Source organism: Vibrio harveyi, assembly GCF_030060435.1.
GTDB lineage: Bacteria > Pseudomonadota > Gammaproteobacteria > Enterobacterales > Vibrionaceae > Vibrio > Vibrio harveyi.
The window spans coordinates 838,288-858,173 of sequence record NZ_CP125876.1 but is presented as its reverse complement, the minus strand read 5'-3'; the positions used below and the strand labels follow the sequence as shown (position 1 = coordinate 858,173).

General features: G+C 44.5%; 19 protein-coding genes. 10 read left to right on the top strand and 9 right to left on the bottom strand.

Annotated features, from left to right (window positions below):
• Positions 1-393 precede the first annotated feature (393 nt).
• The 3 genes from QMY49_RS20425 to QMY49_RS20415 are packed head-to-tail and all read right to left on the bottom strand — an operon-like array spanning position 394 to position 3,904.
• Positions 394-636 carry a glutaredoxin family protein gene (locus QMY49_RS20425; RefSeq protein ID WP_026000276.1) on the bottom strand — a complete coding sequence of 81 codons (243 nt, stop codon included), beginning with the start codon at positions 634-636 and terminating at the stop codon, positions 394-396.
• A 25-nt stretch (positions 637-661) separates the two neighbouring features.
• Entirely contained in the window at positions 662-1,594 is a 933-nt protein-coding gene (locus QMY49_RS20420; protein WP_252045427.1) for a ribonucleotide-diphosphate reductase subunit beta, read from the bottom strand.
• Positions 1,595-1,645: 51 nt separating this feature from the next.
• The gene (locus QMY49_RS20415) at positions 1,646-3,904 is read right to left on the bottom strand and encodes a ribonucleoside-diphosphate reductase subunit alpha (protein ID WP_283316457.1); all 2,259 of its coding nucleotides are present in this window, start codon (positions 3,902-3,904) and stop codon (positions 1,646-1,648) included.
• A gap of 465 nt (positions 3,905-4,369) precedes the next feature.
• Between QMY49_RS20415 and trhO the strand changes: the two genes are divergently transcribed.
• Positions 4,370-5,350: an oxygen-dependent tRNA uridine(34) hydroxylase TrhO gene (gene trhO / locus QMY49_RS20410; RefSeq protein WP_283316455.1), complete on the top strand. Its 981-nt coding sequence runs from the start codon at positions 4,370-4,372 to the stop codon at positions 5,348-5,350.
• A gap of 57 nt (positions 5,351-5,407) precedes the next feature.
• Here trhO and QMY49_RS20405 read toward each other — a convergent pair whose 3' ends face one another.
• Entirely contained in the window at positions 5,408-5,713 is a 306-nt protein-coding gene (locus QMY49_RS20405; protein ID WP_069217738.1) for a DUF6482 family protein, read from the bottom strand.
• A 109-nt stretch (positions 5,714-5,822) separates the two neighbouring features.
• On the opposite strand from QMY49_RS20405, the gene QMY49_RS20400 reads away from it, so the two are divergent.
• The 3 genes from QMY49_RS20400 to QMY49_RS20390 all read left to right on the top strand — a co-directional run bounded on the left by QMY49_RS20400 (position 5,823) and on the right by QMY49_RS20390 (position 8,618).
• A complete protein-coding gene (locus QMY49_RS20400; RefSeq protein WP_283316453.1) occupies positions 5,823-7,304 on the top strand; it encodes a cryptochrome/deoxyribodipyrimidine photo-lyase family protein in 1,482 nt (493 codons plus the stop codon).
• A gap of 79 nt (positions 7,305-7,383) precedes the next feature.
• Positions 7,384-7,884: a fasciclin domain-containing protein gene (locus QMY49_RS20395; RefSeq protein ID WP_283316451.1), complete on the top strand. Its 501-nt coding sequence runs from the start codon at positions 7,384-7,386 to the stop codon at positions 7,882-7,884.
• A gap of 44 nt (positions 7,885-7,928) precedes the next feature.
• Positions 7,929-8,618 (top strand): flavin reductase family protein, encoded by a 690-nt coding sequence (locus QMY49_RS20390; protein ID WP_005447467.1) that lies wholly within the window; start codon positions 7,929-7,931, stop codon positions 8,616-8,618.
• A 19-nt stretch (positions 8,619-8,637) separates the two neighbouring features.
• On the opposite strand, the gene QMY49_RS20385 is transcribed toward QMY49_RS20390, so the two are convergent.
• Both QMY49_RS20385 and QMY49_RS20380 read right to left on the bottom strand, forming a co-directional pair.
• Positions 8,638-9,510 carry a patatin-like phospholipase family protein gene (locus QMY49_RS20385; RefSeq protein WP_029788335.1) on the bottom strand — a complete coding sequence of 291 codons (873 nt, stop codon included), beginning with the start codon at positions 9,508-9,510 and terminating at the stop codon, positions 8,638-8,640.
• Positions 9,511-9,701: 191 nt separating this feature from the next.
• Entirely contained in the window at positions 9,702-10,343 is a 642-nt protein-coding gene (locus QMY49_RS20380; RefSeq protein WP_005447464.1) for a MarC family protein, read from the bottom strand.
• 213 nt (positions 10,344-10,556) lie between these two features.
• Between QMY49_RS20380 and nfsA the strand changes: the two genes are divergently transcribed.
• The 4 genes from nfsA (at position 10,557) to QMY49_RS20360 (ending at position 15,628) form a co-directional block, all read left to right on the top strand.
• Positions 10,557-11,279, top strand: coding sequence for an oxygen-insensitive NADPH nitroreductase (nfsA, locus tag QMY49_RS20375; protein WP_047514303.1), 723 nt, complete (start codon positions 10,557-10,559; stop codon positions 11,277-11,279).
• Positions 11,280-11,813: 534 nt separating this feature from the next.
• Positions 11,814-12,935: a polysaccharide export protein gene (locus QMY49_RS20370; protein WP_009698012.1), complete on the top strand. Its 1,122-nt coding sequence runs from the start codon at positions 11,814-11,816 to the stop codon at positions 12,933-12,935.
• Between the two features lie 71 nt (positions 12,936-13,006).
• The gene (locus tag QMY49_RS20365; protein ID WP_005447459.1) at positions 13,007-13,447 is read left to right on the top strand and encodes an arsenate reductase/protein-tyrosine-phosphatase family protein; all 441 of its coding nucleotides are present in this window, start codon (positions 13,007-13,009) and stop codon (positions 13,445-13,447) included.
• A gap of 30 nt (positions 13,448-13,477) precedes the next feature.
• On the top strand, positions 13,478-15,628 hold the full coding sequence (locus QMY49_RS20360; protein WP_283316445.1) for a polysaccharide biosynthesis tyrosine autokinase: 2,151 nt from the start codon (positions 13,478-13,480) through the stop codon (positions 15,626-15,628).
• Between the two features lie 113 nt (positions 15,629-15,741).
• On the opposite strand, the gene QMY49_RS20355 is transcribed toward QMY49_RS20360, so the two are convergent.
• Both QMY49_RS20355 and QMY49_RS20350 read right to left on the bottom strand, forming a co-directional pair.
• Positions 15,742-16,113 carry a hypothetical protein gene (locus tag QMY49_RS20355; protein WP_050902675.1) on the bottom strand — a complete coding sequence of 124 codons (372 nt, stop codon included), beginning with the start codon at positions 16,111-16,113 and terminating at the stop codon, positions 15,742-15,744.
• 4 nt (positions 16,114-16,117) lie between these two features.
• Positions 16,118-16,426: a monooxygenase gene (locus QMY49_RS20350; RefSeq protein WP_050939340.1), complete on the bottom strand. Its 309-nt coding sequence runs from the start codon at positions 16,424-16,426 to the stop codon at positions 16,118-16,120.
• A gap of 109 nt (positions 16,427-16,535) precedes the next feature.
• Here QMY49_RS20350 and QMY49_RS20345 point away from each other — a divergent pair, with 109 nt between their 5' ends.
• Together QMY49_RS20345 and QMY49_RS20340 are read left to right on the top strand one after the other, a co-directional pair.
• Positions 16,536-17,429 (top strand): LysR family transcriptional regulator, encoded by an 894-nt coding sequence (locus QMY49_RS20345; RefSeq protein WP_283316442.1) that lies wholly within the window; start codon positions 16,536-16,538, stop codon positions 17,427-17,429.
• Between the two features lie 326 nt (positions 17,430-17,755).
• Positions 17,756-19,027, top strand: a complete 1,272-nt coding sequence (locus QMY49_RS20340) for a DUF1835 domain-containing protein (protein WP_283316440.1) — start codon at positions 17,756-17,758, stop codon at positions 19,025-19,027.
• Positions 19,028-19,069: 42 nt separating this feature from the next.
• Here QMY49_RS20340 and QMY49_RS20335 read toward each other — a convergent pair whose 3' ends face one another.
• Positions 19,070-19,666, bottom strand: a complete 597-nt coding sequence (locus QMY49_RS20335; RefSeq protein WP_047514311.1) for a TetR/AcrR family transcriptional regulator — start codon at positions 19,664-19,666, stop codon at positions 19,070-19,072.
• Positions 19,667-19,886 lie beyond the last annotated feature (220 nt).

Sequence of the window (19,886 nt, the reverse complement as noted above, 5' to 3'; positions counted from 1 at the left end):
TCAACAGTTTTATGAGTTTTTACTGATAATTTGAACATCCACAAAATTTAAGTGGAAATAAAAATCCCCTTTTCTCAATAAAAGGGGTTATACCCAAGTGACTTCAAGATGCAGGATTCAGAGCATTGTCATTGATTCGAGAGCAAGGAAAACAACGCAGTGTAATAGCCAGCTCTTTCCAAGTTGTTTGACGCAGCCATTGGTTTAATTAAAAAAGCGGGTCAATGACACGCTCCCAAAGGGCATTCTTTACAAATAGTAAGGGTCTTGGCTTGTATACTTTGTTGCCGATTCTTGATTTAGAACCACTAAACCTTTAAATCGCCGCCGCGTCTACAAACCAAGTCAGTCTCGCTGAACCTAGCATCTCGAGGTTACTTGGGCATACATAACTTAGAAAGCAGCGCTTTGCTCAAAAGCGAGTGCCGATTTTAAGCGACTGAAATCACCAATGGGTTCGCCATCAAGCATAAACTGCGGGTAGCTTCTTGCGGTTGGGAATAACTCGAACAAAGTTTCCCGCTCAAACTCCACACCTAACTTGAGCGTTGCCACGTTAAAGCCCTGATTTTGCAACCACATTGCCGCGGTTTCACATTGGGAGCACTGCTCCTTGCTGTACATTTCTATTTTCATCACTCTTCTCTGCTATTCCTTGCCGTTAGAAATCTGCATCAAAACTCAATTGGCGATCTTGAGGTCGTTTGTACTCAGTAACGCGTTTTTCGAAGAAGTTGGTCTTTCCTTCCATATCCAATAAGCGCATGTAATCAAATGGGTTTTCAGCACCAAAGATCGGGGTGAAACCAAACAAACCAGCGATAACATCAGCAGTGTGCTCAATGTATTGGCACATCAGATCAGCATTCATACCAATCAAGTCCACTGGTAAGGCTTCCGTTACAAACTCTTTCTCAATTGAAACCGCTTCACGGCAAATCTCTTCAAACTCTTGTTGTGTCACTTTACCCTGCCCCAAGGTTTTGAATAGCAGCGCAGAGAAACTAAAGTGCAGCCCTTCATCACGAGCAATCAAGTCATTGCTTGCTGCCAAACCAGCCAGCAAACCACGTTTACGGAAGTAGTAAATGGCACAGAAGCTGCCAGCGAAGAACAAGCCTTCCACCAAGCCAAAGGCGATCAAACGCATTGCCAAAGGTTTATCGGAAGAGATCCACTTCATTACCCACTCCGCCTTACGCTTCACAGTAGGGACGTTTTCAATCGCATTGAACAAACGCTCACGCTCTTCAACATCAGGAATGTAAGTTTCGAGTTGCAGTGCGTAAGTCTCTGCGTGAATGACCTCATTAAATGCCTGCAAAGCAAGGAAGCAGCGCGCTTCTGCGATTTCAATTTCGCCATAAAATCGAGTCAATAAGTTCTCGTTGATCATCCCCTCGCTCTGAGCAAAGAACGCCAACACATGTCGAATGAAGTGCTTTTCGCCTTCGGTCAGCTTGGCAAGATCAGCAAGATCTTGAGCAAAATCGAGTTCTTCTGTAGTCCAGAAAGCCGCTTCGTGAGTTTTGTACGCTTGCCAAATCTCTTCGTATTGAATGGGGAACAAGCTAAATTTATTTTTAACAATCATACCGTTTCCTTACTTTCGGTTGATGTGAATCTTTTTAATTGGCGAGATAGGTTATGCGCCGCAATTTAGGCAATCTTCATCTTCGCTTTGCTGACCAACGGTGACTTTCACCGCATTCGTCGATGGCTTAGATCGCAGGTAGTACATGCCGGTTTTCAGACCACGTTTCCACGCGTAGAAGTGCATCGCATTGATTTGGGCGAACGTTGGTGATGCGAGCCATAAGTTGAGGCTCTGCGATTGGCAAACAAACGGGGCACGAGCCGCAGACATATCAATGATCACTTTCTGAGAGATTTCCCACACGGTGCGATACACGGATTGAAGATCGTCTGGAATCGCATCAATGCCTTGTACTGAACCGTTATTAAGAATAATGGCGTCACGGATTTTGCTCGTCCAAAGACCACGCTGTTCCAGATCGCTTACCAAATGTTTGTTGATGATGATGAACTCACCCGACAAGGTTTGGCGTTTATAGATATTGCTGGTTTGCGCTTCAAACGCTTCATTGTTACCTAAAATTTGCGCTGTCGACGCCGTTGGCATTTGAGCAATCAGTAACGAGTTGCGCACACCATGCTCTACGATTTGGCGCTTGAGCTGTGACCAATCCCAGCGGCTGCTTGGTTGTTCATCCCACAGATCAAATTGGAACTGACCATGACTGATTGGTGAGCCGTCATAACTGGAGTACGCACCTTTTTGCGCCGCGATTTCACAAGACGCTTCAAGGGAGGCGTGATACATGGTTTCCGCGATGTCACGGTTAAGCTGCAATGCTTCTTCGCTATCGAATGGAAGGTGCATTTTGAAGAACACATCCGCCAAACCTTGGATACCCAAACCAACAGGACGATGCGCGTGGTTCGATTTTTCAATCTTATCGGTTGGGTGATAGTTCACATCGATAACGCGGTCGAGGTTCTTAATCGCGACTTTGGTAACTTGGTGAAGTTTGTCGAAATCAAACCCCGTGTCTGTAACGAACTTAGGCAGTGCCATAGACGCCAAATTACAAGCCGCCGTTTCATCTGGTGTTGAGACTTCCATGATCTCTGCGCACAAGTTACTAGATTTGATGGTGCCGAGGTTTTTCTGATTCGACTTTTCATTACACGCATCTTTGTAGAGCATGTACGGCGTACCCGTCTCGGCTTGCGACTCAATGATTTGTGTCATCAATTGGCGGGCTTTGATGGTCTTCACGCCCAAGCCCATACGCTCGTATTCTTGGTACTTCTGAGTAAATTCAGCGCCGTATAAATCAGACAAACCTTTGGTATTGTGTGGGCTAAACAGAGTCCATTCCGCGTCGTTTTCGACACGTTCCATGAACAAGTCTGGCACCCATAGAGCGAGGAACAAATCACGAGCGCGGAACTCTTCTTTACCGTGGTTCTTACGTAAATCGAGGAAGGATTCGATATCCGCATGCCAAGGTTCCAGATAAACCGCAAACGAACCCTTGCGCTTACCGCCACCTTGGTCGACATAGCGAGCGGTTTCATTGAAGACTTTCAGCATTGGCACGATGCCATTCGACACACCGTTAGTACCAATAATTGGCGCCCCAGTCGCTCGAATATTGTGGATGTGTAGCCCAATGCCACCCGCCGATTTAGAAATCAGCGCACAATCTTTGAGGGTGTCGTAAATGCCGTTGATGGAATCTTCTTGCATCGCTAATAGGAAACACGAAGACAGTTGCTGCATCTTACAGCCAGCATTAAACAGCGTTGGCGTAGCGTGGGTGTAGTAGCCAAGACTGAGCAAATCGTATAGCTCTCTAATTTCTTCAAGATCGTCACCCGCGACAGCGACCGCTACACGCATGAACATATCTTGCGGTCGTTCAACGACCACACCTTTTACTTTCAATAAGTAGGAACGCTCGAGAGTTTTGTAGCCGAAATAATCAAACTGATAGTCGCGTTTATAGTCAATCATGTCTTCGAGCGCAAACTGATTCTTGGCAACAAAGTCGACGTAAGTATCGGAAAGAATACCGATTTCAGAGAGCTCACGTGTTGCAGTTGCGTATCCGCTGGTTTCTTTTTGCAGAGAACTCACCATCACGCGAGCCGCAAGCTTGGCATAATCAGGGTGTTCCGTCGCAAGGCTTGCTGCCGTTTCAGCGAGGAACACATCGATTTCCGTCACCTTAATGCCGTCGTACAAACCGCTTACCACGCGTTGTGCAACCGCAATAGGTTCGACTTTTAGTCCATCAGCCAGCGCTTCGGCTCTTCGAGTCACCTTATCTAGACTGGCTTTTTCTTTCCGTCCATCTCGTTTTATAACGTCCATAATCTATATCTTGTGTGTAGTTTAAATATTGAGCACCATATGTACGCAATAGATCTAGATGATAATGGTTATCATTACAAGAAAGTTTTTTAAAAGTTAGAACTGACCATGGAGAGGGTAAGGAAACATATTGACACTGACACCAAGCTCGATAGGAACAGCAATCAGAGGCAAGCACCGTAAACGTGATAAAGTGATGAAGTTTTCCACAAAGCTTTAATTTTCATTAACTTAGTTCATTTCTAGAAAAGAATAATAAATGTGATCTGGTTCAAACTTTCACACCCTTTAACTTCCAATGCTACGCGCTGAAATTTGTTGAAAAAAACGCCGGGGAAACATGACTAAAAATATCCGCATAGTTTATCCGTATTTCCGACTAAATTACTCAGGTATACTCCGAGCCGCTAAAATTGTTAGGTATCGAGTCGTCGAACCATCAACCTTTTAAAGTAAGGAATAATCATGAGTCAGTATGTTGTCTGCGCCCTGTATAAATTTGTGGAACTGGAAAACTACCAAGAGTTACGCGAGCCATTGCTTGCACTAATGGAAGCCCACGGTGTACATGGAACGTTGCTACTGGCGAGTGAAGGTATTAACGGTACGATTGCAGCGAAACGCGAAGGTATTGATACACTGCTTGCATGGCTAAATGCCGAGCCGAGCCTTACTGGTATTGTTTACAAAGAGTCGTACTCAGATACTCAGCCGTTTAACCGCACCAAAGTAAAGCTAAAGAAAGAGATCGTGACATTGGGCGTTGAAGGCATCGATCCTCGCCATGTCGTTGGCACCTACGTAAAGCCGCAAGATTGGAACGATCTGATTGCTGATCCAGAAGTATTTGTGGTTGATACTCGTAATGACTATGAAATCGAGATCGGAACATTTAAAGGTGCAGTTAACCCAAATACTGACACGTTCCGCGAATTTCCTGACTATGTAAAACAAAACATGGACCCAGAGAAACACAAAAAAGTCGCGATGTTCTGTACGGGTGGTATTCGCTGTGAGAAGTCGACCGCTTACATGAAAGAACAGGGCTTTGATGAGGTGTACCACCTAGAAGGCGGTATTCTGAAATACCTTGAAGAAGTACCAGAAGAAGAAAGCTTGTGGGAAGGCGATTGTTACGTATTCGACGGTCGCGTTGCGGTGAACCACCAGCTAGAAAAAGCTGACTACGACTTGTGTAATGCTTGCCGACTGCCTATCACAGAAGAAGACAAACAATCAGATCAGTTTGAGCAAGGCGTAAGCTGCCCGAAATGTTTTGGTAAGCACAGTGACGAACAGGTAGCGCGCTTCCGCGAGCGTGAAAAGCAAGTATCGTTAGCTGCGGTTCGTGGCGAGCAGCACGTCGGTGGTGAGAGTGCCAAACAACGTCAGCAACGACGTGCAGAAAAACTGGCAAAGAAAGACGCACAACGTAAACAAGCGTAATTAGTAAGGTGCGAGCTAACAAACCTAGCTCGCACTTTCTCCCCTTTCAATCTAATTTCAATAGAGGTCGTTGTCTTTCAGCAACACTTCTAGCTCGTTAGTACCACTCCTGCTTGGCTGCCCAACCATTTCATCATAGGCACTTTGCTGGCGAAGCACCTGTTTGTTCGCTTTTAAATTACGACACTGTTTTTGCAACTCCAGTATCGAATGCGCCCGTAAAAACTTCCCTTTGTCATCTGTGACAAAGTGCTCTTCTCCATCGACAAATACTGAAACCTGATACAAAGCGAGATCGAGAGAGTGGATGACAAGCTTGTCGATATAGAAGAATTTTTCCAGTTTACTGAGTGGCATAGACATAAAGCACCTCCTTGCTCCGTGCCTCTACGTCAACCGTAATAAAATCGATCACCGAGTGAGAAATTTGCCTCTCTCATGCGTAGAAGTCGGAAAACCAGTGAGGGCTCCGATGCAAACAATCAACTTAGTATGGCTAAAACGCGACTTACGCCTAACCGATCACCTCCCTTTGCAGCATGCTCTATCTTGTGAGAATCCAACAGTGCTGCTCTATATTTTTGAGCCCATGCTGTTGGATGAGCCACATTACTCCGAACGTCATTGGCGCTTTGTTTGGCAATCACTCCAAGACATGGACGTACAGCTTGCTCAACATGATCAAAAGGTCTCAGTAATGTTTGGCAATGCTCGGGATTGTTTGAGTGCGATTCAAAACCAATTCAGCATCAATGCCGTTTTCTCTCATCAAGAAATTGGATTGAATTGTACGTTTGAGCGAGATAAACAAGTATCAGCATGGCTTCAAGCACAAGGCATTCCATGGCATGAGTTTGAACATGGCGCAGTTGTGCGAGGCGCAAAAGACCGATTCGGCTGGGACAAACACTGGGATACCGTTATGCGAGCTCCCATAGAAAAGATTGAACTTGAAAGCACTTCTCTTATTACCCTCGACATTGACGCGCTAGGTTTCACCTTTACTCCTCCCCCTTCTTGGTTAGAAAAAGTAAAAGGCATGCAAACTGGCGGGAGCTCACTCGCTTGGCAAACATTGGAAGACTTTTTTCAACGCCGAGGACGAGATTATTACCGCAGTATTTCCAACCCGACGGCATCTCGAACAGCCTGTACTCGCCTCTCTCCTTATCTTGCATGGGGTAATATTTCGCTTCGAGAAGTGTATCAATACCTCTTGCAACATTGGCAAGTGACGGGGTTTCGTCGCAGCCTAATTGCGTTGTCTTCAAGGCTTCATTGGCATTGCCATTTTATGCAGAAATTTGAATCTGAATGTGAGATGGAATTTCGCTGTGTGAACCAAGCCTATGACCCTTTGCTTCGCCAAGCGAGCAACATCGACCCAATCCGACTAGATGCTTGGAAGGAGGGAACCACTGGCATACCTCTCGTCGATGCCTGTATGCGCTGCCTTCATCACACGGGATACATCAACTTTCGAATGCGCGCGATGCTAGTAAGCTTTTTAACGCATCACATGAACATGGATTGGCGCGATGGCGTAACTCACCTAGCGCAGCTATTTCTCGACTTTGAGCCGGGTATCCATTATCCACAATTTCAAATGCAGGCTGGAGTGACTGGCACCAATACCATTCGTATCTACAATCCGACGAAACAAGCACAAGAACACGATGCCGATGGTGAATTCATTCATAAATGGATTCCGGAGCTCGCTAAGGTACCCACCCCACTGTTGTTTGAGCCTTGGAAAATGACCGCAATGGAAGTCGTGATGTACCAGTTAGAACCGGACTCAAAATACCTCGCCCCAATAGTCGATGTAGAAGCGAGTGCGAAAGCAGCCAGAGAACGATTGTGGGCTTGGCGAAAACGTACCGACGTAAAAATGGAAGGTACACGCATTTTAGCTCAGCACGTCCGTTCTTCTAATAAAAAGAAAGCCAGTTGATCGCCAAGAAAAGGGCGTGCGTACAAACAGGGACTTTATCAGGGAGAGAGCGGTACCCAAACAACAAAAGGAATGCATTATGTTGAAACGCATCTTGGTTACGACCACGGTTTTGTTCGCCACCCTAACTTTTTTACTGCCAGCGAAAGCACATGAACATGGAATGATGAAAGAAGACATCGTTGATGTGGCCGCAGCAAATGGCTCGTTCAATACGTTGGTCGCAGCAGTCAAAGCCGCAGGCTTAGTGGATACGCTAAAAGGTAAAGGACCATTCACTGTATTTGCACCCACAGATGAAGCTTTTGCTAAGCTTCCAGATGGAACAGTCGAAATGCTACTCATGCCCGAGAACAAAGATAAGCTGGTTGCGATTCTCACTTACCATGTGGTTCCGGGAAAAGTGATGGCCGCAGACGTAGTGAAAATGAGTAAAGCGACGACAGTCCAAGGGCAAGACGTGATGATCAAAACCATGGGCGATAAAGTGATGATCAATAACGCTACCGTAATTGCCACCGACGTCAAAGCTAAGAATGGTGTGATACACGTGATCGACACCGTCATCATGCCGAAATAGTGACACAACATGGAAGGGCGAGGTTTCTCGCCCCTTTTTAGGACATGGAAAACATCAAACTCTCAAAGCATGATATACAAACGATGGAGCAGCGCCAAAGAACTCGATTGGTCAACTCCCTTGCGGGATACAAAAGCGCGAACCTCATCGGAACAAGAGACAGGCAAGGACAAGAGAACCTGGCTATCGTAAGCTCTGTGATCCACTTAGGCTCACATCCGCCACTGTTTGGTTTTATTGTTCGTCCACGCAAAAGCCGTCGTCATACATTAGAAAACATCCTCGATACCAAGCACTTCACCATTAATGCCGTCGGCGTCGATTTCGTCCAAAAAGCACATCAAACCTCCGCCCGCTATCCAAAACAGATATCAGAGTTTGAAGCGGTAGGACTTACTCCTTACTATGATGATGCGTTTCCTGCGCCATTTGTACTAGAGAGCAATCTCAAAATGGGGTTGGTGTTGAGAGAACACATCAAGATTGAAAGCAATCAGACGGAGATGCTGATTGGTGAAGTGTTGATGGTACACGCACCTGAAAGAGCCATCATGCCCGATGGCTACCTAGATCTAGAGCTACTCGACTTAGTGACCATTTCCGGGCTCGACAGCTACCACGTCACGCAACGTCTGCATAGGTTAAGTTATGCCAAACCAGACGCTCGCCTATTCCCTCTGACGAGGGAGGGAGAACCTTCATCTTGGGGAGCACTTGAAGTTGATATGGACTAACCGCTTTAGACATCAAAAGCTAAATACAGAAGTGGCAGTTTTCTCTGTCTAAGCCGTGTTCACCGGCCAGGTTGGTAAGGTGGGCGCGCCCTGCTTCCAATCCCATTTCGTAACCTTCTAGCAATACCGACTGGCGCATTGATAGACGTTGTACACTGAATTCATCCGGCGGCGCAATAACGCGAATATGCGTGTCTTTTGGAGGATTACGAATGAAATCTAACGATTCGTTGTAGTTCTCTGAACGGCGCAACATTGCCTCTGCCATCTGTGGATGCTCAGCGAACAACTTCTTCATTAACCAAGGTGTTTTTACCGGCTTTTTCTCATAAGCCAAAGGATGAGAAAGGATAACCGTAATATCACGAGCGCCGCGACGATGTGCTTCTCGAACCGGAATGGAATCCGCCACACCACCATCGGTATAACAACCACCAGAGAAGCAAGGAGTATGCTTGTACGCAATAGGCAGTGCCGTCGTCGCTTCCATCGCATTATGGAAGTTATGACGATTTACACGGTAATAATCCGCTTTACCCGTATTTACGTTCGTTGTCGCCGCTAAGAAAGGAATGCCTTCAAACAGTTTCGCTTCATCGACTGGGTACAAACGATTTGATTCTTCAAACAACCATTTCACATCGATCAAATCACCGCCTTTTAAAAAACGAGTAGGATCGAAAAAGCGTTTGCTGGTTGCTAATTTAGTAATGACGTTGATGCTACGGTGCGGGTAATCGGTCAAATAACCGATCAAATTTGAAGCCCCTGCCGATACGCCAATCGCAAAATCAAATGGTTTGTAGTCTTGTTCTAAGAATGCATCTAATACGCCGCTAGCAAAGACACCACGCATTGCACCACCTTCGACTACGATTGCTTTTGTTGCCATGTTTCCCCCCAATAATTGCTCTGAAAAGGTTACTGAAATTCGTGCTACAGCAACAATTGGTTATTCTTATTATTGAGATAGGCGAAGTCTATGTGTTTTTGGCTTTTTAAGTGGAAACTTAGGATCAAAAAATCCACATCAACTGCCTAGTCAATGTGGATTCAAAGTAAAGTATTCAGATGCTAAAGAAATTAAGCAAAAACGGTTTTATACGCCTCTGCAGCGCCATCAATGAACATTTGTGTGCCAATCACGGCGAGGATCAGCCCCATCATTTTGGTGATCACATTTAACGCACTTGGACCAACAGCTTTCACTAACTTGTCGCCAAAGAGAAACAAAACGTAAGTAATAGCACAGAGCACAGCAAAGGATGCGATAGTAATAATGGTTTCCGTTATTCCACCCGCTGTTGCAAAGTTCATTGCTGTCGCGAGAGTGCCCGGACCAGCTAAAATCGGCATTGCCAGTGGGGAAACTGCAATACTTAAAGCCGCCTGTTCTTGCTCTGGTGAGTAGGCTTTCTCTTTGGTCTTCTTGTGCGTTGATTCACCTTGCAGCATGTGAAAGCCAATTAAAAAGACTAAGATGCCGCCGGTAATACGCAACGCGTATAACGTAATGCCGAACAAGTCGAAAATCACCTTACCCGCAACAGCAAACACAGCAACAATAACAAAAGCGATAAAGACCGAACGAAATGCAATTGAGCGGACCGTTTGTTTATCATCATCCGCCGTTAGGCTTAAAAAGATAGGAATGTTCGCGATAGGATTCATGATGGCAAAAAAGCCCATAAACACTGTGACCGTATGAAGTATTAGCTCTTTCATGTTCTCCACATTTGGTAAGCTATTGATTATTAAAAATCAGTATATACCCAAGTTTATAAATAGCGTCACTTTATGTTCAATTTGCTCGGTTGCACTTCGTCAAGTTTTGTCCTGTGGCACACTTTGTAGTGCATCTCTGTTTACGCTCCCAATAAATGCCGTTATGGTGAAGATTCAGCCAAATAGAACCACTCTTCAGGAAGCCAGAACATCATGAACAATACGATTGAAACCATTCTTGCTCATCGCTCTATCCGAAAATTCACCGCAGTTCCTATTACTGATGAACAAAGACAAACCATCATTCAAGCAGGTTTAGCTGCGTCTTCTTCTAGTATGCTTCAAGTCGTCTCAATCGTTCGAGTGACTGACTCTGAAAAGCGTAAGCAATTGGCTCAATTTGCTGGTAACCAAGCTTATGTTGAAAGTGCGGCTGAGTTCTTAGTGTTTTGTATTGATTATCAGCGCCATGCAACCATCAATCCTGATGTACAGGCAGACTTTACAGAACTAACTCTGATTGGAGCAGTAGATTCTGGAATCATGGCACAAAACTGCTTGCTTGCAGCCGAGTCTATGGGATTAGGTGGCGTATATATTGGAGGACTAAGGAATAGCGCAGCTCAAGTTGATGAGCTATTGGGCTTACCGGAAAATAGCGCGGTGTTGTTTGGTATGTGCTTAGGGCATCCCGATCAAAATCCCGAAGTAAAGCCACGCCTACCTGCACATGTGGTTGTTCATGAAAATCAATACCAAGAGCTAAATTTAGATGATATTCAGAGCTACGATCAAACTATGCAAGCGTATTATGCGAGCCGTACAAGCAATCAAAAACTGAGTACATGGTCGCAAGAAGTCACTGGGAAGCTTGCTGGTGAGTCGCGACCTCATATTCTGCCGTACTTGAACAGTAAGGGGCTAGCAAAACGCTAATATCATTGAAATGATGGTTTGTTGTATGAAATCGTTCATCAAACCATCACTTTGTTGAACCCACATCATATTTTGACCATACGCTGCCAACTTTCTGGCAAAACCATAACAAAGCGCTATTGACGCAGAATAAAAAATACGACACACATCACACTTTAAAACAAAGCATATAAATTTTTTTAGAAAAATGGTCGCATCAATAACTAATTGAAAAACTGTCAAATTACAAATTTCGTGAGCTGATACGGAAAATTAGAGCTAATTAATAAACACTTTTGTCAAATCCACGCAACTCAACGCACAGAAATATAAAATTCAGCAATATATAGCTGGCTTTTTATCAATTTATCGTCTATTGCCCCTCCTCAAAAAATTCTTTAGAGTGCGCTCGCCAGATGCAACCCGTTTCTTATTGAGTATTTTATAAATTAAAACAAATAATACTGCCCAATAAAATTGTGACGTGTTGTTGTTTAGGCAAAAAACAATGTTGTTCTTAGCAACTCGCTCTTTACGTCAGATGAATGAAAAAGCATGAATTTCAACTATACAAAGCTAGGCAGTTTACTCCTTTCCTCTGTACTTCTCGCTGGATGTACAGTACCGGGCAGTCACTTATCCACGAGTGGAAAGCACATCGTTGAAGACAACAGCGCCAATACGGCGGCAGATTTTAACGTCTTTCCACTGACTCTTGATAAAGTCTCGCAGCTAAAAAGCTCAGATGTAGAGACCAAAGCGAACCCAACACTTGACCATCAACTCGCGGCTTACGAGTATGAAGTCGGTCCTGGCGATATTCTGAATATCACTATTTGGGATCACCCTGAACTTACCATTCCAGCAGGCTCTTACCGTAGCTCTGAAGAAGCGGGTAACTGGGTGCATGCTGATGGCACCATCTTCTATCCATACATAGGTATTGTTGAAGTTGCGGGTAAAAATGTTCGCCAAATTCGTACCATTATTGCTAACAAGTTGGCGAAGTACATTGAGAGTCCACAAGTGGATGTGAGTGTTGCGGCATTTCGTTCCAAGAAATCTTACATCACTGGCGAAGTTAACAAGCCAGGGCAGCAACCTATCACCAATATCCCACTTACGCTTCTTGATGCAGTTAACCGCGCTGGCGGTCTAGCAGAGGATGCGGATTGGCGTAACGTCACACTGACACGCCAAGGCAAAGTCGAAAACATTTCTCTCTATGCGCTAATGCAAGAGGGTGACCTTACTGAAAACCGATTACTTCAACCTGGCGACATCGTACATGTGCCAAGAAATGACACTCAAAAAGTGTTTGTTATGGGTGAAGTTAACGATCCTAAGCTACTGAAAATGGATCGCGCAGGCATGAGCTTGACCGAGGCTCTAAGCAATGTTGGTGGTATCAACCAACTTTCTGCGGATGCAACTGGCGTTTTTGTCATCAGAAAATCTCAAGACAATCAAGCATTAGGCGACATTTACCAACTTGATGTCTCTGACGCAGCGGCGTTAGTGATTGGTACTGAATTTGATTTGGAACCTTACGACATTGTGTATGTTACTGCTGCACCAGTCAGTCGTTGGAACCGCGTTATTGCACAGTTAGTACCGACGATTTCAGGCTTCAATGAGCTTACAGAAGGTGTTCTACGCGTTAGAAACTGGCCGTAGTTCAGACGTTCTTGAAAGGGCTTATGTGAAGAGGTAAGCCCTTTCCAATAGTTATTGATAAGGAACAAACCATGTTTTCAAACATTCTTGTCGTATGCGTAGGTAACATTTGTCGCTCTCCGACTGGGGAACGAGTGCTTCAACAACTTCTTCCGAATAAAACCATTTCTTCAGCCGGTATTGCCGTTGAGAAAAGTCGACTGACTGGGAAACCAGCGGATGAGACAGCAACGCTCATTGCCTCGGAAAAAGGGTTTTCTCTTGAGAATCACCAAGCGCAACAACTTACTGCGCAGCTTTGTGCGAAACAAGATCTTATCTTGGTAATGGAACAAGGTCATATCGATGCATTAACTGAGATCGTTCCAGAAGCAAGAGGCAAGACCATGCTGTTTGGGCATTGGATGAATTCTGTCGACATTCCAGATCCATACAGACAAAGCAGAGAAGCATTTGATCATGCGTTTTCTCTGATTGAGCAATCCGCTCAGGCTTGGGCAAAAAAACTATAACTTCAGATTACTTGGCGAAATAAAAAAACAATGGCTAACCAAACTATAAGTTCATCTGCACCAACCGATGATGAAATCGATCTCGGTAAACTGTTTGGCATATTGATAGATGCGAAATGGTTCATCATTGGCATTACGCTTCTCTTTGCAACAATCGGTATTGCCGTGGCATTGCTATCGACACCTATCTACAAAGCTGATGCTCTGATTCAGATCGAACAGAAAAGCTCTGGTGGTATTTCGGCGATGGTCGGCGATATGGGCGAGCTTTTTGCTGCAGAATCGTCAGCAACGACTGAGATTGAGATCATCAAATCACGTATGATCCTTGGTGATACGGTCGATAAATTTAACCTAACGACGATTGCCACTCCGGACTATCTTCCTTTTATCGGTAAAGGTCTTGCTCGCATCAATGGCACTCAAGATTACATCTCAGTTTCAACTTTCGAGATGCCACGTACCGCGCAAGGTTACAAGCATCAGCTTGTGGTAACAGATGCAGAGAAAGGCAGTTTTGATCTGTTGATTGAAGATCAAATTGTGCTTTCTGGCGTTGTTGGTCAAACGATTGAAATGAATGGCTACCGCATCAAAGTACGTGAACTGGTTGCGCAAAACGAAGACAGTTTTTCAATCGGAAAAATTAGCAAGCTTGACGCGATCAACCGATTGGCTTCACAACTGTCTATTTCAGAACGTGGCTCGAAAACAGGTATTGTGTCACTGAGTATTGAAGGCGAATACCCTGAACGTAACCAGCAAATTTTGAATGACGTTGTGCAAAACTACTTCCTACAGAATGTAAGAAGAAACTCAGCGGAAGCGGAACAGAGCCTAAACTTTCTAAAAGATCACCTACCGGAAATCAAAGAGAAACTGACAGGGTCTGAAGAGGTACTGAATCGTTTTAGACAAGAAAACGAATCGATCGACTTAAACCTTGAAGCACAATCAACACTCAAAGTGATGGTCGCTCTTGAAGCGCAGCTTAACGAACTGACATTCAAAGAAAGTGAAATCAGCCAAAAGTTCACGCAGGATCACCCAGCATATAAATCACTATTGGATAAACGTCAGACGTTACTGCAAGAAAAAGCTCGTTTGAACCGACAAGTTCAGAAGCTGCCAAAAACGCAGCGTGAAGTCCTACGTATGACTCGTGACGTTGAAGTTAACCAACAGATCTACATTCAGCTTCTAAACAAAGTTCAAGAGTTGAACATTATTAAAGCTGGTACCGTTGGTAACGTACGCATTATCGATAGTGCACAGTCTTACGCTATTCCAGTGAAGCCTAAGAAGCCTCTTATCGTTGTTCTAGCAACATTATTAGGCGGTATGGTTGCCGTTGCTTTTGTTCTGGTTAAAACCGCTTTCCACCGCGGCGTCACTTCTCCAGACGAGATTGAACAAACGGGTATTTCTGTTTACGCAAGTGTTCCTAAGTCAGTACAACAATTAGAAGTTGCGAGCAAACTTAAGCGCAAGAGCAACAAAGACCTGCTTCTATTGGCAGAAGAAAACCCTGCGGATCTTTCGATTGAAGCACTACGTGGACTTCGCACTAGCCTTCATTTTGCGATGATGGAAGCGAAAAACAACGTACTGATGATCTCTGGTCCAGCGCCTTCAATTGGTAAGACATTTGTATCGACAAACTTTGCGGCAGTAGCAGCGAAGACAGGTCAAAAAGTGTTGTTGGTCGATGCGGACATGCGTAAAGGTTACTTGCAACAATGTTTTGGTCTGACGGCTGATAACGGTCTTTCTGATTTCTTAAGCGGTAAGATTAGTCAAGATATGGTGATCAAGCCGACTAAAGTTGAGAACTTAGATGTAATTACTCGTGGTCAAGTACCACCAAACCCTTCTGAGCTTTTGATGCACCCACGATTTGTTGAGTTTGTAGAAAAAGCATCACAAGAGTATGACCTAGTGATCATCGATACACCACCAGTATTGGCAGTGACTGACCCTAGTATCGTTGGTGCGATTGCAGGAACCACTCTGATGGTAGCTCGCTTTGACCAAACGACATCGAAAGAGCTTGAAGTCGCTCGCAGTCGATTTGAGCAATCGGGTGTAGAAGTCAAAGGCGTCATTCTTAACGCAATTGAGAAGAAAGCGGCGAGTTCATACGGCTACGGTTATTACAACTACGCCTATAAGAGTGAGTAATGTCGCTACACCCAAGTGACTTAAGCATACTTGGGGAAAACCATAAATAGAAACACAAAGCCCCGCAATTATCGCGGGGCTTTTTAATAATGATCTAATTAATATAGCTTCTATTATTGCTTCTTCAATTGAAGAAAAGTGAGCACACTCAATAGCAAGAAGAAGGCGGGATCACTCCAACCAAAGCCAACAAAAACCCCCGTGATGCCAGCATAAGTAGTGATCGCTACGCCCAAGACATTCGTGACCAACAAAGCTTTAAACAGTTGTTTCGCCGTGTTGCCAGATTCAACATCACGCAACATCAAACTTACCGCAGCTACCCCACCTAAAAAGATTGACGTATGCTGGGACAAAAACAGTGCGTACTGGTCATTGATTTGTACACCATACATCGGCCACATCATGGTTGGAACAAAAAATAACGCAAAAGCAAATACCGTATAAACCGTGCCATGAACAGTTAGAAAGGTGCGGTTAGTCATAATATTACGCTCCGATTGGACCTTGATTGATGGTACTTAGTGGCGCGTTGATATCAAATATCTGCCCTCTTACTTGTTCAACCCCCATCTGTTTCAGACGAGCAGTGTGCATTTCGAGATAAGCTTGCGCCGTTGCTTCATCTTTAAAAAGATAGATGCCACCACCAAGTTTATCTTTCTCGCTTTCTGTCCAAATTTTCCAAATCATACCCGGTTCTTGGTTAATTGATTTAGCTAAATCAATCAGAGCATTCGACATATCTTCACCAAACGGACCATGAAATTCAAAATCTACTTGCAATAGTTTCGCCATCTTGAGTCTCCTCTTCTTATTGACTCGCTTTCGATGGGAAGATTATTACCTTTATAAAACTGACAAAAAAGTTCATAATTTTGCCATTAACTGTGGAAAAAACTGACCAATGAGACTCAAAACAACCTTAGAGCAATGGCAAACACTACAAGCAATTGAACAGGCGGGGAGCATTCAGTCAGCCGCAGTGATGCTCAATAAAAGCCATACCACGCTTATCTATTCGGTGAAAAAGCTCGAAGACCAATTAGGTATCAAGCTGATAGAAGTAAAAGGTCGTAAGGCCGGATTAACCGAACACGGTCAGACGATTTTGCGCCGTGCACAATCAATGCTTGAGCAGGCTCGTGAACTTGAAATGATCAGTGAGCAGCTAAATAGCGGTGTAGAATCACAGATAACGGTAGCGATCGATCACTTGTGCGACCCAAGTTGGCTCTATACTCCACTTAGTGAATTTCTCACACACAACAACACGACTTCCGTTCAAGTTGTAGAGACCTCTCTGAGTAAAACCACAGACATGGTGATCAATGAACTTGCGGATATTGCCATCATCAACCTTCCGATCACCAACTACCCTGCTGAAGCGTTCGGCACTACCACTATGGTCCCTGTGATCGCAGCTCGACATCCACTAGCAAAAAAGGAACATATTTCATTGGCGGACTTTGCAACCACCAGCCAAATTGTGGTTCGAGACTTAGGGGAATCAAACAAAGAGAAGCGAGACGTAGGCTGGTTACGCGCGCGTCAAAGAATCACGGTAGATAATTTTGACCACGCATTTAGAGCGGTTGAGCAAGGTGTCGGCTTCTGCCGCCTCCCAAAATATCTCGTTGAGTACCGTCAAAACGACCACATCAAAGAGATAGATCTTGAACATTCGAACCAATATCAAGTCGCTCTACATCTTACCTTGCCGAAAGGGGCGAAAAGTGGACCCGCCGCCCTTGCCCTCTATAAAACACTACTTGATAGTGCCAAAGTGCGAGTTGGATAGAGCGACACAAAACAAGCTCAACAGGCGCAATTCTTAAGCCTTCATCATGGATGCTTTCTCTTCTCCAACTTACTCCTCGCTTAAGTTCTAGAACTGTTTTATGTGAAGTTAAGTGCAGTTTTGCTTCTTTATATTATTCAAAGTTGCGATACCTGTTTCGATTACATACCATTGAAGCAGCTCAAGCCTAAAGCACCCAACACTCGCGGAAAGAACTCGGTTCACGGCACCTCAACCACCCTGCTTTTGTTAGCAGGAACAATCTGTTTTTACCTTCTTTTTAACTTCTAATAAAGCGAGTGTGGAAGAGATAAGAAAGGTGAAAAATGCAATCTTACAATAGCTTCTCCATTAACCTTAACCAGCAAAAGTCTGTAGCAAAAAAACGCTTAAAGGCGATCCGCCAAAATGACACCATTGCACTCAAACAGGTTAAACAGTTTCACTCTCAACCAGAAACGCTTACTCCTGACTCTATCCAGCTGTCAGACGTTCAACACGCTCTAGCTAGAGAGCTTGGCTTGCCCAGTTGGAGCAAGTTAAAAGCACATATAGAGGAATTAGAAAGGCACAAGCACGCTATTGACCACCAAGCAAACCCGCTTGATGCAGATTTAAAAACACTCCATGTCCGCTGTGGGCACGATATTCAGCAACTATTAAAGACTTGCGGGTTTGAAGGTGATTTCTTACCTATGATTGATCCACTGTGCATCGGCCCTATTCCCAATGATAAAAAAGGCTTTGTCGCCATTCGAGCACAATACGTCGTAGGCACATTGCTACCCGTGATGGGTCGCAAAGATTCGGTTCAAAATGTAGCGCAGTTTGAGCAAGACAATATCCATACTCTACTTAACCATCAATATGAACGTATTGTTTTTTGGGTTGAACACGATGCCTATGATCAATTCATGCTACTTCGAGGACTTTCCTTGTTAGAGAACAGGGTAGGTAAAGTGATAGAGATCATCGAATTCAACCAGTTTCCAGGAACAGAACGGTTTATTGGCTTTGGGCAACTCCCTGCCGAAGCTATTCGCTCATGTTGGCAACACCGAAAGCCGGTTACAGCGAAGCTTTTCAGTCAAGCCAAACGCTGCTGGCAAGCGTTGCGGGCTCAAACACCGCAGCCGCTCCTTAACTTGCTAGAACAACATGAATTAGATTGCTTACCGAATATCAAAGCAGTGATGAAACGACACCTTCAAGAACTGCCTAACTCGGAGTCAGGATTGAGCTTCACCCAATATTTGGCGTTGCAAGTATTGGGCGAGCAAAGCACAGCCATCACCGTTAAAGATTGGTTTCAAAGAAGTCAGCAAAGAGAGCCCCTTCCCACTCTCGGTGACGTAATGTTTTATGCATTGCTACTACCACTCGCACGAGCGGAAAAACCACTGTTTGCTGTGGATTCATTTGATAAAAATTGGTGGGAACAACAAGTCAGTATTAATGCTCGTGGCAAAGCTTGTTTGAGTGGGAAAGACTTTTTCATTCAAGACTATTGGGTCGGAGGGCTCCATAACCGAGAACAAGACTATTGGACGTGGGATCACACCTCTCTATCAACACTGCGTCATGTCGTGATGAGTTAAGCATTTGAGGCAATAAGCAATAAGCAATAAGCAATAAGCAAACTAACGTCGGTAGCCATCTAAAAACAGCGTAAGAATATCCTCAACGACTTTCTTGCGCTGCTCAATACTCGGCACCGCTTGATTAGCAACCAATTGTGGCCACAAACAGTTTCCTTTCAATAAGCACATTAGCATGCAACTCATCATGACAGGGTCAAGCGCTTTGACCTTGTTATCCGCAATGGCTTCTTTAAACCAGTTTTCCAGCAATGCATCTTGGCGTTGAAGTTGGTGTAAGTAGTTCTCTGCCAATTCTGGTGTGCGCATAAACTCACTGATCACCATCTTGGCGAGCGGCAAACCAAAGTCTTCATACATAGAGTTCAACTTGGCATGCAAATAGGTTCTAAGTTGTGTTTCGATATCGCTCTCTGGTGAGTAATTGAGTTGCAATCGTGCACGCTGAGTTTCGAGCACGCTTTGTATCGACTCGATAAACAACACATCTTTACTTTCAAAATGGCGATATAAGGTACGCTTCGATGCCCCAGCTCGCTCACACACTCTATCCATATTTGCGCCACTAAATCCGTGCTCAATAAACTCCTGTTGAGCCGCTTCAATCAGCGCAATGCGTTTTTTTTCCGAAAGTTTCATCGTTCTAGATTCACCAACCTCATGTAAGTGGCTGCAGAGTATAGCGCGCAAGAATCTAAAGTACACTTTAAAGTTTACTTTTTAAATTTTAAGAGTAAGATGCGCTCGCCGAAGTTAAGAAGCCTCTCTAAAAACACATAAAAGCCGCGGATCTTAACTCTCGTTTTGGTGCTTTTTCCTTATGAGAAAGCAGTGATTTTTCCGTGACGATAATTGAATC